A 19,779-nucleotide genomic window follows, 5' to 3' on the forward strand; every position below is an offset into this window, starting at 1 on the left:
ATCGTCCCGCTCAGGCTCGAGGCGTACCGTGGGCGGCATGACGCAGAAGCCCGAAGCATCCTGGTACTGGTCCGAGGAAGGCGTGAACTTCCACACGCGCAAGTGGGTGCGCCCCGAGGATCTCAATGCGAACGGCACGCTGTTCGGCGGGAGCCTGCTGCGGTGGATCGACGAGGAGGCGGCGATCTACGCCATCATCCAGCTCGGCAACTACCGCGTGGTCACGAAGTTCATCTCGGAGATCAACTTCGAGGCGTCCGCCGTGCAGGGGGACCTCGTCGAGATGGGGCTGACCGCCACCCACTTCGGGCGCACGTCACTGACCATGCGCGCCGTGGTGCGCAACATGATCACGCGCCAGCGCATCCTCACGATCGAGAAGATCGTCTTCGTGAACCTCGGTGAGGACGGTCGGCCCGTGCCGCACGGCTTCACCGACATCACCTACGACCGCGACCGGATGCCGCGCGAGCACTCCAACACCGGCACGGTGAAGCTGCCCAACATCTGACGGCGGGCGCCGTCAGCGCGGCCGGGTCGCCTGCTCCAGCAGCTCCAGCACGTGCCGGTACTCCCGGCCGGTGGCGCGGGTCATGCCGATCTCGCACGTGCGGTTGCACGACGCGTGCGCGTCGGCGTCGATCGTGGCGACCTCGGCCGCCTCGGCCGCGGTCGCCGATGCGGTGAGCTCGGGATGCAGCATCCCCCGGTCGCCGGCGAAGCCGCAGCATCCCCAGGCGTCGGGCACGGTCACGGTCGAGGCGACCGCCGCGCCCACCGCCTGCAGCGCCGGGTTCAGTCCCATCTGCGTGGACGAGCACGTCGGATGCAGCACGAGCGAGTCGACGATCGGCGCCACGGCGCCGAGCACCGGCAGCACGAGGCGGGCCACGAAGTCGACGGCATCCTCGGTGCGATAGTCGAGCCCGGCGTCGGCGAAGATGTGCGCGAAGCCCTCGGTGCAGCTCGCCCCGTCACTGACGACGACGAGCTCGCCGTCGCCGGACGCCTCCCGCACCGCGTCGACGACCCGCTGGGCCATCACGTCACGACCGCCGGCGAACCCCTTCGACGTCCACGGCGTGGAACAGCAGAGCGACTCGATCCCTTCGGGAACGAGCACGCGGATCCCCGCTCGCTCCACCAGCCGGGTGAACGCCTCGGTCACCCCGATGCCGTCGCCGGCGGGACCGAACATGCTGTTGACGCAGGCCGGCAGGTACACCGCGACGGGGTCGCCGGTGCCGCCGCCCTGGCAACCGGCCTTCGCACGGCGCTTCGCCCCGCCTGCGGGCAGGTCATCCGTGTAAGCGGGCACGGTGTCCGTGCCGAGCACCGCGCGACCGAGGAGGGTCGCCGCGCCGACGAGGCCCGCCGGCACGGCGTCGGCGGTGGTGAGGGCGACCGCACCGATGCGCGTCACCGGCCCCCAGGCCTGGGCTGCGGCCTTCCACCCCGCCGCGAGCACGGGGTTCGCGTTCTCCCGCCGCAGCCGTTTGACGAGGGACCCGGTGTTGATCAGCACGGGGCACGCCGTCACGCACATGCCGTCGACGGCACACGTCTGCCCGCCCTCATAGTCGTAGTCGCGCTCCAGCGCCTGGACGAGCGCATGATCGCCCGCGGCCTCGGCCCTCGCCATGCCGCGGCGCACCACGATGCGCTGGCGCGGAGTGAGGGTGAGGTCCTTGGACGGGCACACCGGCTCGCAGTACCCGCATTCGACGCAGCGGTCGACCTCGGCCTCCACCGGCTCCGGCAGCTTGATGTCGCGCAGATGCGCGTCGGTGCCGTCGTCGATGATGACGCCGGGGTTGAGGATGCCGGCCGGGTCGCACAGGCGCTTGAGTTCGCGCATCACGTCGTACAGCTCGTCGCCGTACTGCCGTCGCACGTAGGGTGCCATGACCCGCCCGGTGCCGTGCTCGGCCTTGAGGTTGCCGCCCGCCTGCAGCACGAGGTCGACCATCTCGTCAGTGAATCCCACGAAGCGCCCCATCGCCGCGTCGCCCGCGAAGCGGTCGGTGAGCATGAAGTGGATGTTGCCGTCCTTGGCGTGGCCGAAGATGACGCTGTCGCGGTATCCGTAGCGCTCGAACAGCACGTGCAGCGACTCGCAGGTGTCGGCGAGGGCGGGCACCGGCACGACGATGTCCTCGAGCAGCGCGGTCGTGCCGCTCGGACGGGCACCGGCCACCGAGGTGTACAGGCCCTTGCGCAGCTTCCACGCGGTGGCGCGGGCGATCGGGTCGGCGGAGAAGGCGGCGGCGGCCCGCAGCGGAGCCTCGCCGAGCACCCGTGCACCTCGGGCGGTGAGCTCGGCGACCGCCTCGTCGGTCGCGCCCTGGTACTCCACGAGCAGCGCCGCCTCCGCGGCGACGTCGAAGCCGAGGATCTGCGCAGGAGCGTCGGCGAAGGACTGGCCGACGCGGATGCTCGTGGCATCCATCAGCTCGATCGTCGCCGCGCCGGTGGCGACGAGATCGGGCAGCGCACGGGTGGCGTCGTCGAGCGTGGCGAACACGGCGAGCGCCGTCGCCGCCTTCGGCTGGATCGGCACCGTCCGGTAGGTGGCTTCCGCGATGAAGGCCAGCGTGCCCTCGCTGCCGATGAGCAGATGCGTGAGCACCTGCACCGGGGAGTCGAAGTCAACGAACGCGTTGACGCCGTAGCCCATCGTGTTCTTCATCGAGAACTGCCGGGCGATGATCGCCATCGACTGGGGGTTCTCGCGCACGCGTCGCTGCAGGCGCACGAGACCGTCGAACAGTTCCGGCTCCTGCGCCTTGAGCCGCGCGTCGGCGTCGGGGGCGGCGGAGTCAACCACCGTGCCCGAGGGCAGCACGAACACGAGCGACTCGAGCGTGCGGTAGGTGTTCTCGGTGATGCCGCACGCCATGCCGCTGGAATTGTCGGCCACGACGCCGCCGATGGTGCACGCGGCTTCGCTGGCCGGGTCCGGCCCGAGCCGGTGGCCGGTGCGCAGCAGCCGCATGTTGACCTGCCGCACCGTCGCCCCGGGCTGCGCGCGCACCCGGGCGCCGCCGTCGAGCACCTCGATGCGACGGAAGCCCTGACGCGTGTCGACCAGCAGGTCGTCGCCCGACGCCTGGCCCGAGAGGCTCGTCCCGCCGGAGCGGAAGGTCACCCGCGATCCGCTCGCGTTCGCGGCGCGCAGCACGCGCGCGACCTCGGCGGCGTCCTCGGCCACGACGACCGCGTTCGGGGTGAGCAGGAAGTGCGACGCGTCGCTGGCGTAGGCCACCCTGTCGATCGCCCTGGTCTTGATGCGGGACGGCTCACCCACCGCCTCGGCGACGGCGTCCGGGACGCCGCCGACCAGGGCGATGGACGAGGCGGGGACGGCGGTGGTCACGGTGTGGGCACCATCCAGGCGAGCACGGTGGACTGCAGGTAGATGAGGCCGGTGAAGACGACCAGCAGCCCCAGGCTCCACCAGATGAGCTTGCGGAAGAGGTCGCCCTCTTTGCCCGCCATGCCCGCGGCGGCCGCGGCGACGGCGAGGTTCTGAGGCGAGAGCATCTTGCCGAGCACGCCGGCCGACGAGTTCGTCGCCGCCATGAGGATCGGATTCAGCCCCGCCTTCTCGGCGGCGGTCACCTGCAGCAGCCCGAACAGCGCGTTGGACGACGTGTCCGATCCGGTGATCGCGACACCCAGCCAGCCGATGACCGGCGAGAGCAGGGCGAACAGCCCGCCGGTGGCGGCGAGCGCCGCACCCAGGCTCTGGGTCTGCCCGGAGAGGTTCATGACGTAGGCGAGGGCGAGCACCGCGACGACCGTGACGATCGTGAAGCGCAGCTGGTTCAGGGTGTGACCGTACGCGGCCACGGCGTCCTTGGGGCGGATCCGGTAGATGAGCGCGACGATGATGCCCGACAGCAGCAGCAGCGTGCCGCCGGTGCCGAACACGTTCAGCGAGAAGGTGGTGCCCACCGGGTCGCCCGCGGCGTTGGCGATCTCGAGCCCCGGCCACGGGAACATCAGGGTCACGGACTGGGCCAGGAACTGCTTGATCACGGGGATCTGCGCGACCGAGAACACCGCGATGATGACCACGTAGGGCATGACGGCGTTCCAGGTCAGGTTGCCGCGCGAGCGCGAGGCCGTGTCGACCCGCACGGCCTCGGCCACCCGCACCCGGGAGTCGGAGCGCGTACCGGAGCCGGTGTCCGAACCGGTGCGGCTCTGGCTGGTGCCGGCCGCCGCGGCGGCGGAGGCCGAGGCGATGCCGGCCTCACGGTCGGCGGCATCGAAGACGAGCGTCTCGGAGGGCTTCCAGAACCGAAGCATGATCAGCACCGCCGCGACCGTGACCACGGATGCCACGACGTCGGTGATCTCCACGGCGATGAAGTTCGCCGTGACGAACTGGGCCACCGCGAACGCGATGCCGGCGACGACGGCGACGGGCCACGTCTGGCGCACCCCCCGCATGCCGTCGACGATGAACACGAGGATGAGCGGCACGATCATCGCCAGGAACGGTGTCTGGCGGCCCGCCATCTGGGACAGCAGGTGGATGTCGATCCCGGTGACGCCCGACAGCGCGATGATCGGCGCGGCCATCGCGCCGAAGGCCACGGGCGCGGTGTTGGCCAGCAGCGAGACGATGGCGGCCTTCAGCGGCTTCATGCCTGCCGCGATGAGCATGGCGATGGAGATGGCGACCGGTGCCCCGAACCCGGCGAGCGACTCCAGCAGCGCACCGAAGCAGAAGGCGATGAGGATCGCGAGGATGCGCTGGTCGTCGCTGATGGCGCGGATGCGGTCGCCGAGCACCTCGAACCATCCCGTGACCACGGTGAGGCGGTAGACCCAGAGGGCGTTCACGAGGATCCAGAGGATCGGGACGATGCCGTACAGCGCACCCTCCGCCGTGGCGCTCAGCGCCTGCAGGGGCGGCATCTGCCACACCAGCACCGCGAGCACCAGCGAGAGGACGAGCCCGACCAGCGCGGCCTTCCACGCCTTGACGCGGAAAACGCCCAGCAGCACGAAGAGGGTGGCGAGGGGGATGACGGCCACCAGCGCGGAGAGCGCGAGTGACCCGAAGACCGGATCGAGGATCTGCTGGAACACGGGACTCTCCTTCGAGTCGTGAGAAGCGCATGTATCGCGCCAACGGTTGCCTTATTGTTAGACATGTAGACACGTCAGTCAAGAGTCATTGTCGGACGAACCATAAACTCGGGGGGTGCTCTCACCCCGGGGCACAACGAAGGAGTGTGCGATGGCTGCTCGTATCGCCGTGGTCTCGGTCATCGAGGCTGTCACCGACGACCTGCGTCGCCGCGTGCTCTCCGGGGAGCTCGCTCCCGACACCGCACTGGGCGAGGTCGACGTCGCCGAGTGGTACCACGTGGCCCGCCCCACCGCGAAGGCCGCCATCGAGAACCTGGTGCGCGACCGGCTGCTCGAACGGCGCGCCCACAAGACGGCGCGCGTCGTGCGCCTCACCCCGGAGGATGCCCGCGACATCTACCGCACGCGGGTCGTCATCGAGGCGCAGGTGCTGCGCCTGCTCGCCGCCGAGCGACACGTGCCGGAGGCCGCGCGCGCCGCGAACCGCGAGATCTCCGCGCTGGTCGACGCCTCCCCCCGCGACATCGTCGAGCCGGACATGCGCTTTCACCGCAGCCTGGTCGACGCGCTCGGGAGTGCCCGCACCAGCGGCGTGTACGAGTCGCTGGCATCCGAAGTCGTCTTCTGCATGTCGCAGGTGCAGGGCGCGTCGCTGCTGCCGACGGAGCTGATCGCCGGAGAGCACGAGCGCATCATGGAACTGGTCGAAGCCGGCGACGGCGAGGCCGCGGCCGAGCTGCTCGCGGTGCACGTGGGCCGCGCGCGCGAGCGGCTGGCCGCGCGGCTGGGCGGCGTCGCCGGGCCGGAAGCCGCACTCCCCTCCACCCTCTGAGCCGGCACCCCGGCAGCGCCCGCACACCACGGAAGCGGCGCGCGGATGCCGCCGGAGCGGGGCCCACAGCAGCTCCCGCGGTTTTTGTCACGGTGCATGGCCATTGAGTTGCAGAGCCCGGATGCGGTTGGATGATCGCCGTGCCCGACGCGACCGCGGGGCGCATCGACACGGCCACCCACACGGGAGACAGAAGATGAAATTCATGCAGCGGCTCGGTCGATCGATCATGCTGCCGGTGGCCGTGCTGCCGGTGGCGGCGATCCTCTCGGGCATCGGCTACTGGATCACGTCGGCGGCGGGCAGCAACCTCGTCTCCGCGTTCCTGAGCGCGGCGGGCGGTGCGCTGCTCGACAACATCGCACTGCTCTTCGCCGTCGGTGTATCGATCGGCATGGCGACGAAAGCCGACGGCACTGCCGCCCTGGCGGGCCTGGTGTCGTGGCTGGTCGTCACGACGCTGCTCCGGCCCGAGACGGTGCTGCTGTTCACCGGCGTGGGTGACGTCAACGAGGTGGATCCCGCCTTCCTGCGGGTCGAGAACGTCTTCGTCGGCATCCTGTGCGGCCTCATCGGCGCGTGGTGCTACGACCGGTTCAAGGACACCAAGCTGCCCGACGCGCTGTCGTTCTTCTCCGGCAAGCGCTCGGTGGCGATCGTGACGGCGGCCTTCTCGCTCGTGCTGGCGATCGTGCTGTTCTTCGTCTGGCCGTTCGTGTACGGCGGTCTCGTGGGCTTCGGTGAGTGGATCGTCACCCTCGGCCCCCTCGGGGCCGGTCTCTACGGCTTCCTCAACCGGCTGCTCATCCCCGTCGGTCTGCACCACGCGCTGAACTCGGTGTTCTGGTTCGACGTGGCCGGCATCAACGACCTCAACAACTTCCTCGCCGGCGTGGGCACCTACGGCGTCACCGGGCAGTACATGACCGGATTCTTCCCCGTGATGATGTTCGGTCTCCCCGGCGCCGCGCTGGCGATGTACCTGACCGCCAAGACCACGCGCAAGAAGCTGGCGTACGGCATCCTGCTCTCGGGTGCGTTCGCCTCGTTCTTCGTCGGCGTCACCGAGCCGCTCGAGTTCGCGTTCATGTTCCTGGCGCCTGTGCTCTACGTCGTGCACGCCCTGTTCATGGGCATCTCGATGGCCATCGCCGCGATCCTGCCGGTGAGGATGGGCTTCGGGTTCTCGGGCGGCTTCATCGACCTCGTGCTCAACTGGACCAACCCGATGGCCCAGAACCCCTGGCTCATCCTGGTGATGGGTGTGTTCTGGTTCCTCGTGTACTTCAGCGTCTTCTACTTCTTCATCAAGCGGTTCAACCTGAAGACCCCCGGCCGCGAGGACGACGACACGCTCGAGGCCGGCACCGAGTACGACACGCACACCGCGGACGACCCCTACCTCGTCACCGCCGCCCGCTTCATCGACGGCCTGGGCGGCAAGGACAACATCACCGACCTCGACAACTGCGCGACACGGCTGCGCATGGAGGTCGCCGATGTCTCGAAGGTCGACGACGCCGCACTCAAGCGCGCCGGCGCGGCGGGGACCATGAAGCCGGGCGGCACGTCCGTGCAGGTGGTCTACGGGCTGAACGTGCAGTTCGTGAAGGATGCCATGGAGGAGCTCATCGCCGGGCGCACCAAGGCTCCCGTCGGCGGAGCCGGCGCGCAGCCCGACCGGGCCACGGCGACACCCGATGCGTCGACGGATGCCGGCGGAAGCGCGGTGCTGACCGAGGCCCCGGCGCCCACCCTGGTGCTGCGCCAGCCCGTCGCCGGGCGGGTCGTGCCGCTGTCGGAGGTGCCCGACCCCACCTTCGCCGACGGGATCATGGGCCCCGGCATCGCGGTCGAGCCGACCGGTGACACCGTTATCGCGCCGGCCGCCGCCACCGTGGGCGCGACGTTCGACACGGGCCACGCCATCGCGCTGGTGCTGGCCGACGGCACGGAGCTGCTCATCCACGTGGGCATCGACACCGTGGCGATGAAGGGCGACGGCTTCGAGACGCTCGCCATGAAGGGCCAGTCGGTCAGCGAGGGCACCCCGCTGCTGCGGTTCGACCGCGCCAAGATCGCCGCCGCGGGTCACCCCGCGATCACCGCGATCGTGGTGCTCAACAACGCGAACGCCACCGTCGAGTTGCGCTGAGCGAGAGCGGGCGGCTCCGCGAGGAGCCGCCCGCCTCCGCTTTCAGGCGCCGGCGCCCTTGCGCGGCTTCAGCAGCCCCTCGGGCTCTCGCTTGGCACGCTTGGCTGCGCGCTTCTCCTTGAGTGACTGCTGGGCGACCTTCTTACCGTCGCGCGCTTGCGGTGACTTAGCGGACATGGACTCGCTTCCCCTCTTCGGCTGGCGGGTGAACCCCTGACCATAGCCCGCTTCCCGGCGAAGTCAATTCGCCGCGGCATCCGCCCGCGCCGCGCCGGTCCCGCGCCGCGCCGGTCCCGCGCCGCGCCGGTCCCGCGCCGCGCCGGTCCCGGCCCGCGCTACTCCGGTGTCGCAAACGGCGGGTCACTCCCCGCGCACCCACCATTCGCGCCACTCGAGCAGCCCCACGGCCCCCACGGCCCCCACGCCACCACCCCGCGCCGCTCCGGTGTCACAAACGGCGGGTCAACACCCCGCGCACCCACCATTCGTGACACTCGAGCAGCCCCACAGGCCCCACGCCACGCGAGCAGCGCCCGGCGGGAGCCGTCGGAGGGGTCGATTAGGCTTGTCCCCGATGTCGAAAACTCGCGCGGAGGCCGCGTATCAGCGCTCGGTCGCCGCGTTCCGAAACCCGACGCTCGACCTTCTCCATGGCCGCCACGCGCCCTTCGTCGTGGCCGTGCTGTCGCTCGTCTTCACCCCCGAACGCCCCGCCGTCGCCGTCGCCGACGCCCACGCGGAGATCGGTGAAGCGCTCGACGAGCTGCGCGCCGCGGGCTACGACGAGGACGACCGACGCCTCCCGGTGGGCACCGCCCGTGAGATCTGCCGCCACTGGGTGCGCGTGGGATGGCTGGCCCCGCAGATCGAGAACGACGTGGAGGTCTACCGCCTGACCGCGCACGCGGTCGGGGCCCTCGACATCGCCGGTCGCACCGGCGGGGGCCGCGCACGGGTCTCCCGTTCCCGCGTGCGCACGCTGCTCGACGCGGTCGAGCGCCTGGCCCGTGACGCCGAGACCGACCCCGAGCAGCGCATCGCCATGCTGCTGGCTGAGCGAGAGGCGCTGGATGCCGCGATCGCCCGGCTGCGCAATGACGAAGCCGAGCCCATCGACGACGAGCAGCTGTTCGAAGAGGCCGAGAACGTGCTGCACCTGGCCCGTGAGCTGCCGGCGGACTTCTCCCGCGTCGCCGAGTCGATCAAAGCGATGCAGCGCGACGTCGTCGCCGACCTCCGCCGCGATGTGCGCCCGACGGGCGAGATCCTGCGCGAGTACCTGCAACGGGGGCGCCATGTCATGCAGGCGACCCCGGAGGGCCGGGCGTTCGAGGGCGCTCTGCGGCTCATCGGCGACGCGGAGAACATCGACCGCCTCACCGAGCAGCTGCACACGCTGCTCACCCAGCCGTTCTCCCGCCTGATGGCGCCCGAGCAGCGCGCCGACCTCGACGCCATCGGCCGTCAGGTCGAGCAGGGCGTGCAGGAGGTGCTGACCGCGCAGCGGCGGGCGTCGCAGGTGATCACCGCCCAGGTGCGCACCCACGACCCGGCGCGTGACCGGCAGGTGGACGAGCTGCTGCGGGGCGTCATGTCCGGGCTGCAGCTGTGGATGCAGGACTCCAGGGCCGGCGACCGCGTCGAGCCGCTGCACACGTTCCCCGTCGCCGACATCGGGCACCTGCGCCAGTCGCTCAGCGACCTGCATCCGCCCGGCGCGCCGGCACCGCTCCCGGCGCCGGAGGATGTCGAGTTCGTGGATGCCGACACGCGCGCCTGGGGCGGCCCTCGCTACGCCGAGCTCGAAGCCTACGTCGCGACGCTCGGCGACCGCTTCGATCTCGCCGCGGCGTTCGAGGGCGCCGCCGACGACACCCGCCGGCCGGTCGACCTTCTCGGCCTGCTGGAGATCGCCCACCGCAACGGCATGACCGAGAGCGACGACATCTCCATCGCCGAGGCCCGCCGCCCCGACGGCACCAGCCGCCGCTTCGCCTTCGGCACCGTGACCGCGAGCACCGTGAAAGAACTCCCGCATGACTGACACCGCCCCCGTTGCCGACACCGTCGTTGACGCCGTCGCCGACCCTGCGACCGAGGAGCCGTTCATCGCGCCGGTCGCGATGGAGCACGACCCTGACGAGCTGTTCCCCGGCGACCGGGGCGTGCTCGACCCCGAAGCCCGGCGCGTGCTCGTGCGGCTGCTGCAGCGCCGGTTCCTGCTGGCCGACCGCAACCGCGGCGAGTGGACGGTGCTGATGGACCACCGGCACGCGATCGAGTCGCGGCTCAACGACCTGTTCGTGCGGCTGGTGGTCGACCACGACCGCGGGGTCGCCTACAAGGAGCAGGTGCGCTCGGACGAGCTCGAGGTCCCGATCCTCCTGCGCGACGAGGCATACTCCCGCGCCGAGACCCTCGTGCTCGTCCACCTGCGCACCGTCTACCAGCGCGAGAGCACCGCCGGGGAGCCCTCGGCACGCGTGGACATCGAGGACATCGAGCAGACGGTGCTCACGTACTTCGCCGAGGCCGACGGCAGCACCGCGCGCCGGCAGAAGGCCATCCGCGCGGCCGTCTCGCGCCTGCGCCAGGACGGCATCATCGAGGAGGAGTCGGAGGGGCGCTACCGCATCAGCCCGCTCGTCGAGATCCTGCTCTCCTCCGAGCGCCTGCGGGAACTGCGCGACTGGCTCGCAGACCGGTCGCAGCACTCGACGGCGATCGATCTCGACGACGCGGCGGACGACACCGACGGTGCGGATGCCGACGGCTTTGCGGAGGCGGCACGATGACGATGCTCGACACCCTCTTCGGGCTCATCCCCGCGGCATCCCGAGGCCAGCAGTGGGTGGCCGACGAGCTGCAGCTGGTGAACTGGGGCGGCTACGACGGAGCCCACCGCGTGCGCTTCTCCCCCACCGCGACGCTGCTGTGCGGCGGATCGGGCTCGGGCAAGTCGACGCTCATGGACGCGTACGTCGCGCTCATGATGCCGCACACCACCCCGTTCAACGGCGCCTCCAACGGCGCCGTCGTGGGGCGCCCGCGCGGCCAGGAGCAGCGCAACATCCTCTCCTACGCCCGCGGGAAGACCGACGAGACCCGCACCGAGGACGGCACGAAGGTGACGGTGCTGCGCGGCGACGGCGTGGACACCTGGACCGCCGTGTCGATGACGTGGCTCGACCACGACGGATCGCGCTTCACGGCGGTGCGCGCCTGGTACATCCCTGCCGGCGCGCGTCTGGTCGAAGACACCGTGCGGGTCCGCGCGACCGTGACGGGCCCCTTCGACCTCAGTTCGCTCGAGGATGCCGCCCGCCAGCGTCTGGCGGATGCCGCGGTCAAGGCCGCCGGGCTCGACACCGTGGCGACCGATCGCGAGTTCTCCGCGCGGCTTCATGCCGTGCTCGGCATCGGCGCCGCGGGCGGCGGCTCGAAGGCGATGAGCCTGCTCGCCCGCATCCAGGCCGGCCAGCAGATCACGACCGTCGACGACCTCTACAAGCGCATGGTGCTCGAGGAGCCCGAGACGATGGCGACGGCCGACGCCGTCGTGGCCCACTTCGACGGGCTCGAGAGCACCCGCAGCCGCATGCTGACCGCGCAGCAGCAGGTGCGGGCGCTGCAGCCGATCCGCGCGGCGCGCGCACGCATCGAAGAGGCCGCCGAGCGCCTGCGCCTGATCGATGAGATCGGGCGGTTCAGCGAGCCCGATTCGCTGGCGACCCTCTGGCGCGCCTCGCGCCGCCTCGATCTGCTGCGCGAGGTCGAGGTCGAGCTGCAGGCGGCCACCCGCACCGCCGAGGCGAAGGTGCGCGAGCACCAGGCGCTGGCGGATGCCGCCGACATCGAGCGGGAAGGCCTCGGCGAGGTGCTCCGCGCCGCCGGAGGCGACCGGCTCGAGACCGCGCACCGCGAGCTTCGCGGCCTCGAGCGCCGCCTCGCCGACGTGGCGCGGGAGCGGGAGCGGCTCGACGCCGCACTCGAGGTGCTGCAGGTGCAGGTGGCCTCGGCGCGCGAGTTCGAGGCGCTGGCCGACCGCGCCCGGCAGGCGCTGGCCGACCCCGACGCCAAGGCGACGCTGCGGGAGGCGTATGGCGAGGCGATCAGCGCGCGCAACACCCTCGCGGCACGCGTGGGCGCGCTCGAAGCCGAACGCCGGGAGGCCGCGGAGCGCCACGACAACATCCCCGCACGCCTGCGCGAATCGCGGGAGCTCCTCGCCCGCGCCGCCGGGCTCCGCACCGACCAGCTGCCGTTCGTCGGTGAGCTGATCGAGGTGCGCACCGAGTTCGAGCCGTGGCGTGAGGCGTTCAACCTCGCCCTCGGCGGCTTCGCCACCACGCTCCTCATCGATGCGGCGCACCTGCCGGCGTTCCGCGCCGCCATCGACACGATCCGCATCCCCGAGCGCCTCCGTTACGAGGGCGTGCACACCGGGCTTCCCGACGCCGCGCCCGGCGATCCCCAGACGCTCCCCGGACGCCTGGACTACAAGAGCACGCCCTTCACGGGCTGGCTGCAGGACGAGCTCTCCCGCCGCTACGGCTACGTCTGCGTCGACACCTCGGCCGAGCTGTCGGAGCACCGGATGGCCTTGACCCTCGCGGGGCAGACGTCGCAGGGCGCCCGTGGTGCGCACGGCGGGCACGGACGACGCAACGTGCTGGGGTTCTCCACGCACCGCCGCGTCGGTGAGCTCGACGCGCAGCTCGGGGCGCTTCGTGCCGAGCTCGAGACGGCACAGACGGCCACCCATGATGCCGAAGCCGAGCTCGACGCGCTCGACGCCCGCCGGGCGGCGTACGAGAAGATCCAGGACCTCACCTGGGACCAGGTGGACGTGGCATCCGTCGAGAAGGAGCGCGAGCGCTGGTCCGCGATCATCGACGAGGTGACCGCCGAGAACCCGACCATCGCCAGCATCCAATCACAGATCGCCGCGAAGCGCGCCGAGGCGGCCGAGCTGCGTGAGGGCATCGGCCGTGCGAAGGCCGAGCAGCAGCGGCTCGCCGACGCATGGGCGGCCGTCACCGATGAGGTCGATGCCGCTCAGGCCGCGATCGACGCGGCCGACGCCGCCGGGCGCGCGCTCACCGAGGCCCAGGCCGCCTACCTCGACGGGCAGTTCCTGCTGCCGGAGGGCACCGGTCCCACCACGCGCATGCAGGACCTGGCCCGATTCGACGCCGCGCTCGATTCGGCGTCACGACGCTTCCTCGACGACCAGCGGGCTGCGCAGGAGGCGGTCGGCGATCAGCGCGACAGCCTGCGGCGCACCCTCGCCGGGTTCCTCGACCGCTGGCCCAACCCCAACCTGCTGGCCGACCCCGACCAGTCGCTCGGCGACTTCGAGCGCATCCTCGCCGAACTCGAGACCAGCGGTCTGCACGAACTCGAGGCGGAGTGGCGCGACAGCCTGCTGAAGCTCTCGGGCAACGATCTGACGAACCTCGACTCGACGCTCAGCAGGTCGCTGCGCGAAATCCGCGATCGCATCGAGCCGATCAACCTCATCATGCAGGACCTGCCCTTCTACGACGACCATCACCGTCTGCAGATCTCGCCGCGCGAGACCCAGTCGGAGGTGCGGCGGCGCTTCCGCAAGGAGCTGCGCGACGTGCGGGCGCTGATCGATGCGGCCGAGACCGACGACGACCGCGAGCGCGTCTACCAGCGCATGTCCCGGCTCATCAACCGGCTGCGCCGCACCGCACCGGACTTCGCCGACCTCGTCGACGTCCGCAACCACGTGCGGGTCAGCGCCGAACGCGTGCACGCCGTGACGCACCAGCACGTCGCGCTGTATGACCACATCGGCGAGAAGTCCGGCGGCGAGTCGCAGGAGCTCATCGCGTTCATCGTCGGCGCCGCGCTGCGCTATCAACTGGGGGATGCCGGGGCCGAGCGTCCGCGCTACGCACCGGTGTTCCTCGACGAGGCGCTCATCAAGGCCGACGCGCACTTCACCAAGCGGGCGATCGGCGCATGGCGCGGGCTCGGCTTCCAGCTGATCATCGGCGCACCGAACGACAAGTACAGCGCCATCGAGCCGCACGTCGACGTCGAATACGACATCCTGAAGGACACGCAGGGTCGGTCCTGGGCGAAGCCGAAGGTGGGGCTGCCGGCGTCGGCGCCGTAGCCGCCGCGAGCGGGCGCCGACCGCGCCTCCTCCGGAAGACCTCAGATCGACGGGTTGTCCACAGTTGCACTTCCGATTCGAAGAAGTGTCGGAGGTTCGCGGGAGAGCAACCCCAATGCGGAGCAGCGCATATCTTCCACCCGACGAGGCGGCCGCGCGAGCGATGAGCCGTCTCGGCGAGGTGCTGCCCGACCTCATCGGCGTGCGCGAGCAGGTGGCCCGCTTGCAGGCACGCGAAGCGCGACTGCTGGCGCAGGCGGACGGCATCGTGGAGGACTGGGTGGCCGATGCGGGGCTGCAGCGCCGCTCCGAGGCCGACATGCCCCATCGCATCGCCGCGACCGAGATCGCTGCGGCCTGGCGGGTCAGCGACCGCACCGTGCAGCGGCAGATCAGCGAAGCTGCGACACTCGTCAACGATTACCCCGCCACGCTCGCCTCCCTCGAAGCCGGTCGCATCTCGCTGGCCCACGCGCGCGTGATCGTCGGCAACGGCGCGATCATCACCCAGCGGGTGCTGCGCGCGGAGTACGAAGACGCCGTCCTCCCCTATGCCGAGAGCGAAGCGGCCACCCGGCTGGCGCCCATCTGCCGCCGACGCGCCGAGTGGTATGCCGATGTCACGCACCGCCGTGCAGCACCCGCCGTGCAGCACCCGGCGGTGGCCACGACCCGCGCCGCGGCCACCGCGTGCTCAGCGCCTACGCGGGCAGGGCCACTCCGTGCGCAGCGGCATACTCCTGCACGGACGCGATGTGCGCCGCCCGGCGGGCGGGCGTGAGCCACGCCGCCTCGAAGGAGTTGATCGCGAGCTGCACGAGGTCGGTGGGAGCGAGGCCGGCCTGCTCGGCGAGCGCGACGTAGTTGTCGCCGACGTACGCACCGAAGTAGGCCGGGTCATCGGAGTTCACCATGACGCGCACGCCCTCGCGCAGCAGACCCACGATCTCGTCGGCCTTCATCTGCTCGGTCACGAACGAGTTCGACACCGGGCACGTGGTGAAGCCGAGTCCGCGTTCCTTGGCCAGGGCGACGAGCGCCGGGTCTTCGACGATGTTGGTGCCGTGGTCGATGCGGTCCACACCGATGTCCTCCAGGACGGCGCGGATGTTGTCGATCGATCCGACCTGGTCGATGTCGCAGTGCATCGTGAGGAAGAAGCCCTCCGCCTTGGCGCGGGCGAACACCTCCGCGAACTTCGTGGGCGGGTTGTCGCGCTCGTCGGAATCGAGGCCGACGCCGAGGATCCATGCCTTGTACGGCAGCGCTTCCATGAGGGTCGCCATCGCGTCTTCGGCGGAGAAGTCGCGCAGGAAGCACAGGATGAGCTCTGCGGAGATGCCGAGCTCATCCTGCGCGCGCACGGCGGCGCGACGGTAGCCGGTGACGACGGTCTCGAACGGCACGCCGCGGCTCGTGTGCGCCTGCGGGTCGAAGAACATCTCGGCGTGCACGACGCCCTGCTCCTTCGCCTTCAGCAGGTACGCCCAGGCGAGGTCGTGGAAATCCTCCGCGGTCTGCAGAACGCGCATCGCGGGGTAGTACACCGCGAGGAAGCTCGTCAGGTCGGTGAAGTCGTATGTCGCCTTCACCTCGTCGACCGTCTTCTCCGCGAGCTCGATGCCGTTGCGGGCGGCGAGGGCGAACTTGAGGTCGGGCTCCAGCGTGCCTTCCAAGTGGAGGTGCAGCTCAGCCTTGGGGAGGCCGTGGGCGAACGCGGCGAGGTCGACGGACGTCGTCATGGAGGGGTTCCTTCGGGTCATGTGCGGGAAAAGCACGGCCTCGACAGCGGATGGGGGTCGATGCGGGCCGGCACGATCGACTCTAGGGTCTGCGCGCCCCCGCACCGGAAGCCTGCGCAGGACCCGCCCTGGCTGGAGGCGCGGGGCCGGCTCGGCCCGCGTCGCAGCACGTCCGGTACTACGCCTCCGTGCCGCACGTCCACCCCTTTCGCCCCGGCGCCGAAACGCGCGAGGGTGAAGCGTGGACTTCACAGATGACCTCAGCGCCTGGTTGGCGCAGCAGCGGTGGTTCGCCGGCAAGAGTCACGCACCGCGCTTCCGCATCCTCGACGCGCAGCCCGTGCCCGGCGCCACGCGCTACCTGCTCATGGACGACGCCGGTTCACTGCCGGCGCTCTACCACGTGCCGTTGACCCTCGTCGCGTCCCCCTCGCCCTCCGATGCCGTCGCCTGTCGCACCGACGACGGGTACCTCGTCGATGCGACCCGGCACCCCGATTTCGCGGTGGGAATGCTCGCCGACATGGGGGTCGACGTCAGCCGCGTGACCGGCTCTCGGGTGCTCTCGGGCGAGCAGTCCAACACGTCGATCGTGTTCGACGAGGACGGCGAACCCACGATCATCCTCAAGCTCTTCCGCACGCTGCACCACGGCGAGAACCCCGACGTCACCATGCAGCGCGTGCTGAGCGATGCGCAGTCGCCGTACGTCCCGAAGTTCCTCGGGAGCCTCGATGCGCAATGGCCCGACGCGGGGCGCGCGTCCGGCGTCGCCCGCGGAACCCTCGGGTTCGCTCAGGAGTTCCTGCCCGGCGTGCGCGATGGCTGGGAGGTCGCCCTGGAGGCCGCACGGGACCGGCGGGACTTCACCGAGGCCGCGCGGGATCTCGGCATCGCCGTCGCCGCCGTGCACGGCGCCCTCGGCGCGACCCTGGAGACCGTGGATGCCGGCACTCCCGAGGTGGCAGCCACGGCGGCCACCTGGCGCCAGCGCCTGGCCACCGCGGCAGCCGAGGTGCCCGCGGTCGCGGAGCGCCTTCCGGCGATCGACGCCGTCTATCAGGCGGCGCTCGAGCGGCCCTGGCCGCGGTTGCAGCGCATCCACGGCGACCTGCATCTCGGGCAGGTGCTCGCGGTCCCCCAGGGCGGATGGCGCGTGGTCGACTTCGAAGGCGAGCCGCTGCGGCCGATGCACGAGCGCGCGATCCCGGATCTGGCGCCTCGCGACGTCGCCGGCATGCTGCGGTCGTTCGACTACGCCAGCGCCGTCGCCGGCGACGCCGATGCCGGCGCGTGGGCTGCGGCGTGTCGCGAGGCGTTCCTCGACGCCTATGCGGCCGCGCTGGGCGCGGTCGACCTGGACACCCTGCTGCTGAAGGCGCTAGTGCTCGACAAGGCGGTCTACGAGGCCATGTACGAAGCGCGCAACCGCCCCGATTGGCTGCCCGTGCCGCTGGCCGGCATCGACGCCGCCCTGGCCTGAGTCACTCGGCGTCGACGGCCGGCGGCGTGAGCAGCAGGAACATCGCGCCGTAGGCCGGCAGCGCGACCGAGAAGCTCCGCAGATCGTCCACCCGCCCGACGGTCTCGCCCGAGGCCGCGTCGACGACCTCACTGCCGGGTATGAGCTGGTCCGACCTGACGGTGCCCTCCGTGGCCTCGGCGGCGAAGTTCAGCACGGTCACCTGGATCGGCGCCTCCGCCTCGGCATCCCCCTCGTCGAGGCGATGCACGAGCACGAGCATGCCCGCATGCGCGACCTCGGGGATGTCCACCTGGGTGGCGGTGGCGATGCCCGACTCCCGCCGCAGGTCGAGGATGGCGGCCAGGCGTGAGGCGAACGACGCCGGGTCGTCCAGCTGCGCGGGCAGCGGCCCGTGCAGGGCGCGCCCCCGCGGCATCCCCGCCGCGGAGCGGGTGGCCTGCGGGTCGACGTCGAGCAGATCGTGGGCGCCGCGCTCGATCCAGCGGGTGTCGCCGGCGGCGATCAGGTCGGCGATCTCCTCGCCCGGGATGGTGAGCATACCCACCAGATCCCACCCGGACAGCGCGAAGACGCCGGGCTGCCAGGCGTTGTACGCGCAGAGCAGCAGATGGGCGTCGCGGATGGCCGGGATGTCGTCATCGTCGATGTCGTCGAGGCGCGCGATCCCGCGCGTCGCGGCGATGAGGGATGTCGTCGTGCACGCGATGCCGTTCTGCGTGAAGACCCGGTTGTAGTCGGCCGTTCCGGTGAGGCTCTCGGTGAGCTCGGCGCGCACCACCTCGGCGAGCTCGCCACCGGAGATCTCGCCCCCGCGGAAGCGGTACAGGTCGTCGGCGTGGCGGGTCGCCCAGTGCACGAGCTCGTAGGTGAGCTCGTCGTGGTTCTGCATGCCGTGCACGAGCTGCACCGGCTGCACGCCCAGTTCGAGCGACGTGGTGAGCGCCAGGCGCAGGAACTCCGTCTGGCCCGTCGCGAGCGCGTGGTGGTAGCCGGGGCGCCCGATGAAGTCGTAGGAGAGGTCGGCTCCCACCGCGCCGGTGTCGCGGATGTCCTCGATCGTGAGGTTGAGCTCCTGGAAGGTGAAGCCGCCCACCTTGCGCACCATGCCGGCGATGATGTGGTTCGCGGCGTGCGAGAGCGGGTGCCCCTCCGACCACGCGGGCCCGCCGGCGCTCTTCTCCACGCCCAGGAAGCCATTGGCATCCAGGCGCAGGGCGCTCGTGCCGAGCTCGCCGAGGGAGTGCAGGGCATCGCCGATCACCAGACGCATGCCGGCGAAGGTCGGGTCGAGCCAGTTGATCGAGGGCTGGCCCTGCTTGAAGTAGTGCAGGTACACCCACCGGCGCGTGATGCCGTCGGGGCCGATCACCGGTGCCGTCGCGCTCCAGTTGGTCTCCTTCACCCCGGGCGTGTAGAAGATGACGCGCTGCAGCGCGCCGATGATGTAGCCGCGGCTCTCGAGCTCCTGCTCGGTCGCCGGGTCGAGGTTCACACTGTCGACGCCCTCGGGGATATCGGGCAGCAGACCCCAGTCCTCGGGCGGCACCTCGACCATGTGGTAGATGCCGGGGTAGTCCTTGAACCCCATCTCGGCCAGGCGGAAGTCCGCGCCCTTGCCGGTGTGACCCGGCACGATGTCGTCGATGACACTGCCGCCGTGACTGTCGGCGACGTCGCACAGGGCCCGGAACTGGTCCTCGGTGCCGAACGCCGGGTCGATCTCGGTGCTGATCCGGTCGAAGTGCCCGTCGACGCTCGGCGTCTCCCGCCACCCGGCGATGCCGCCGGCGCGCTTGACCGGACCGGTGTGGATGGCGTTGATGCCGATGCGCTCGAACGCCGTCCACAGGTCCTCGTCGCCGAGCGCGGCCAGGAACGACTGACCGGGGCGGGTGATCAGAGAGATGGGGTACGCCGTGAACCACACGTCGGTCGTCGAGATCGCCCGCCGGGCGTCGGGGCGCGCGTAGGGGTTGCGCCACATGGCCGGCTGGCCCGCCAGCTGGCGCGCGAGCACGTCGGCATCCTTCAGCATCGACTGCCGCACCAGCCACTCGACGTACGACGGGTTGGTGCCGTTGGCCGTGCGGGGGTCGGTCTTGATGCGTCGCACGCTCCCGCCGCGGAACTGGTCGCGCGGGCGCAGCCGCTTCGGACGCGCCGGGTAGCGCTGCTCGTCGTAGCTGATCTCGACCTTGTCGGCGTCGGGCTCGTCGTCGCCCTCGGGGTTCACTCCGGTCAGGTCGATGGGGCCGGTGTAGAGGTCCTCCGGCCGAAAGTCGTCGCTCGGCATCGTCCCACGCTAGG

The 19,779-nt window shown here is 71.0% G+C and carries 13 protein-coding genes; 8 read left to right on the forward strand and 5 right to left on the reverse strand.

All coding sequences use genetic code 11. From position 1 onward, the window contains the following. Positions 1-37 precede the first annotated feature (37 nt). Positions 38-511, forward strand: a complete 474-nt coding sequence (locus tag NQ165_RS12525; protein ID WP_257533697.1) for an acyl-CoA thioesterase — start codon at positions 38-40, stop codon at positions 509-511. A gap of 12 nt (positions 512-523) precedes the next feature. Here NQ165_RS12525 and NQ165_RS12530 read toward each other — a convergent pair whose 3' ends face one another. Next, positions 524-3,376: an FAD-binding and (Fe-S)-binding domain-containing protein gene (locus NQ165_RS12530; protein ID WP_257533698.1), complete on the reverse strand. Its 2,853-nt coding sequence runs from the start codon at positions 3,374-3,376 to the stop codon at positions 524-526. Then, positions 3,373-5,103, reverse strand: a complete 1,731-nt coding sequence (locus NQ165_RS12535; RefSeq protein ID WP_257533699.1) for an L-lactate permease — start codon at positions 5,101-5,103, stop codon at positions 3,373-3,375. Before NQ165_RS12535 ends, NQ165_RS12530 begins: the two co-directional genes overlap by 4 nt. A gap of 151 nt (positions 5,104-5,254) precedes the next feature. Between NQ165_RS12535 and NQ165_RS12540 the strand changes: the two genes are divergently transcribed. Together NQ165_RS12540 and nagE are read left to right on the forward strand one after the other, a co-directional pair. Further along, positions 5,255-5,938, forward strand: a complete 684-nt coding sequence (locus tag NQ165_RS12540; RefSeq protein WP_257533701.1) for a GntR family transcriptional regulator — start codon at positions 5,255-5,257, stop codon at positions 5,936-5,938. A gap of 196 nt (positions 5,939-6,134) precedes the next feature. Next, positions 6,135-8,093, forward strand: coding sequence for an N-acetylglucosamine-specific PTS transporter subunit IIBC (gene nagE / locus NQ165_RS12545; RefSeq protein WP_257533702.1), 1,959 nt, complete (start codon positions 6,135-6,137; stop codon positions 8,091-8,093). A gap of 42 nt (positions 8,094-8,135) precedes the next feature. Here nagE and NQ165_RS12550 read toward each other — a convergent pair whose 3' ends face one another. Continuing rightward, entirely contained in the window at positions 8,136-8,270 is a 135-nt protein-coding gene (locus NQ165_RS12550; protein ID WP_257533703.1) for a hypothetical protein, read from the reverse strand. A gap of 397 nt (positions 8,271-8,667) precedes the next feature. Here NQ165_RS12550 and NQ165_RS12555 point away from each other — a divergent pair, with 397 nt between their 5' ends. The 4 genes from NQ165_RS12555 to NQ165_RS12570 all read left to right on the forward strand — a co-directional run bounded on the left by NQ165_RS12555 (position 8,668) and on the right by NQ165_RS12570 (position 15,025). Next, a complete protein-coding gene (locus NQ165_RS12555; RefSeq protein ID WP_257533704.1) occupies positions 8,668-10,137 on the forward strand; it encodes a DUF3375 domain-containing protein in 1,470 nt (489 codons plus the stop codon). Further along, positions 10,130-10,888, forward strand: coding sequence for a DUF4194 domain-containing protein (locus NQ165_RS12560; RefSeq protein WP_257533705.1), 759 nt, complete (start codon positions 10,130-10,132; stop codon positions 10,886-10,888). The genes NQ165_RS12555 and NQ165_RS12560 overlap by 8 nt, the downstream gene beginning before the upstream one ends. Further along, entirely contained in the window at positions 10,885-14,244 is a 3,360-nt protein-coding gene (locus tag NQ165_RS12565) for an ATP-binding protein (RefSeq protein ID WP_257533706.1), read from the forward strand. The genes NQ165_RS12560 and NQ165_RS12565 overlap by 4 nt, the downstream gene beginning before the upstream one ends. Positions 14,245-14,407: 163 nt before the next feature. Next, positions 14,408-15,025: a 13E12 repeat family protein gene (locus tag NQ165_RS12570; protein ID WP_257533707.1), complete on the forward strand. Its 618-nt coding sequence runs from the start codon at positions 14,408-14,410 to the stop codon at positions 15,023-15,025. On the opposite strand, the gene add is transcribed toward NQ165_RS12570, so the two are convergent. Then, entirely contained in the window at positions 14,946-15,986 is a 1,041-nt protein-coding gene (gene add / locus NQ165_RS12575; RefSeq protein WP_257533708.1) for an adenosine deaminase, read from the reverse strand. The two genes, NQ165_RS12570 and add, sit on opposite strands and share 80 nt — an antisense overlap. Positions 15,987-16,227: 241 nt before the next feature. On the opposite strand from add, the gene NQ165_RS12580 reads away from it, so the two are divergent. After that, positions 16,228-17,469 carry a phosphotransferase gene (locus tag NQ165_RS12580; RefSeq protein WP_257533709.1) on the forward strand — a complete coding sequence of 414 codons (1,242 nt, stop codon included), beginning with the start codon at positions 16,228-16,230 and terminating at the stop codon, positions 17,467-17,469. Position 17,470: 1 nt separating this feature from the next. Here NQ165_RS12580 and treS read toward each other — a convergent pair whose 3' ends face one another. Next, complete coding sequence (gene treS, locus NQ165_RS12585; protein ID WP_257533710.1) at positions 17,471-19,765, reverse strand: maltose alpha-D-glucosyltransferase; 2,295 nt, start codon at positions 19,763-19,765, stop codon at positions 17,471-17,473. Between the last annotated feature and the right edge of the window lie 14 nt (positions 19,766-19,779).

It is taken from the genome of Microbacterium sp. zg.Y1084 (assembly GCF_024623595.1).
Lineage (GTDB): Bacteria > Actinomycetota > Actinomycetes > Actinomycetales > Microbacteriaceae > Microbacterium > Microbacterium wangruii.

What these genes read in the sequence shown, in the direction of transcription:
- add (WP_257533708.1), bottom strand. Translation starts at nt 15,986, where the DNA reads ATGACGACGTCCGTCGACCTCGCCGCGTTCGCCCACGGCCTCCCCAAG.
- treS (WP_257533710.1), bottom strand. Translation starts at nt 19,765, where the DNA reads ATGCCGAGCGACGACTTTCGGCCGGAGGACCTCTACACCGGCCCCATC.
- NQ165_RS12555 (WP_257533704.1), top strand. Translation starts at nt 8,668, where the DNA reads ATGTCGAAAACTCGCGCGGAGGCCGCGTATCAGCGCTCGGTCGCCGCG.
- NQ165_RS12540 (WP_257533701.1), top strand. Translation starts at nt 5,255, where the DNA reads ATGGCTGCTCGTATCGCCGTGGTCTCGGTCATCGAGGCTGTCACCGAC.
- NQ165_RS12570 (WP_257533707.1), top strand. Translation starts at nt 14,408, where the DNA reads ATGAGCCGTCTCGGCGAGGTGCTGCCCGACCTCATCGGCGTGCGCGAG.
- NQ165_RS12565 (WP_257533706.1), top strand. Translation starts at nt 10,885, where the DNA reads ATGACGATGCTCGACACCCTCTTCGGGCTCATCCCCGCGGCATCCCGA.
- NQ165_RS12550 (WP_257533703.1), bottom strand. Translation starts at nt 8,270, where the DNA reads ATGTCCGCTAAGTCACCGCAAGCGCGCGACGGTAAGAAGGTCGCCCAG.
- NQ165_RS12560 (WP_257533705.1), top strand. Translation starts at nt 10,130, where the DNA reads ATGACTGACACCGCCCCCGTTGCCGACACCGTCGTTGACGCCGTCGCC.
- NQ165_RS12525 (WP_257533697.1), top strand. Translation starts at nt 38, where the DNA reads ATGACGCAGAAGCCCGAAGCATCCTGGTACTGGTCCGAGGAAGGCGTG.
- nagE (WP_257533702.1), top strand. Translation starts at nt 6,135, where the DNA reads ATGAAATTCATGCAGCGGCTCGGTCGATCGATCATGCTGCCGGTGGCC.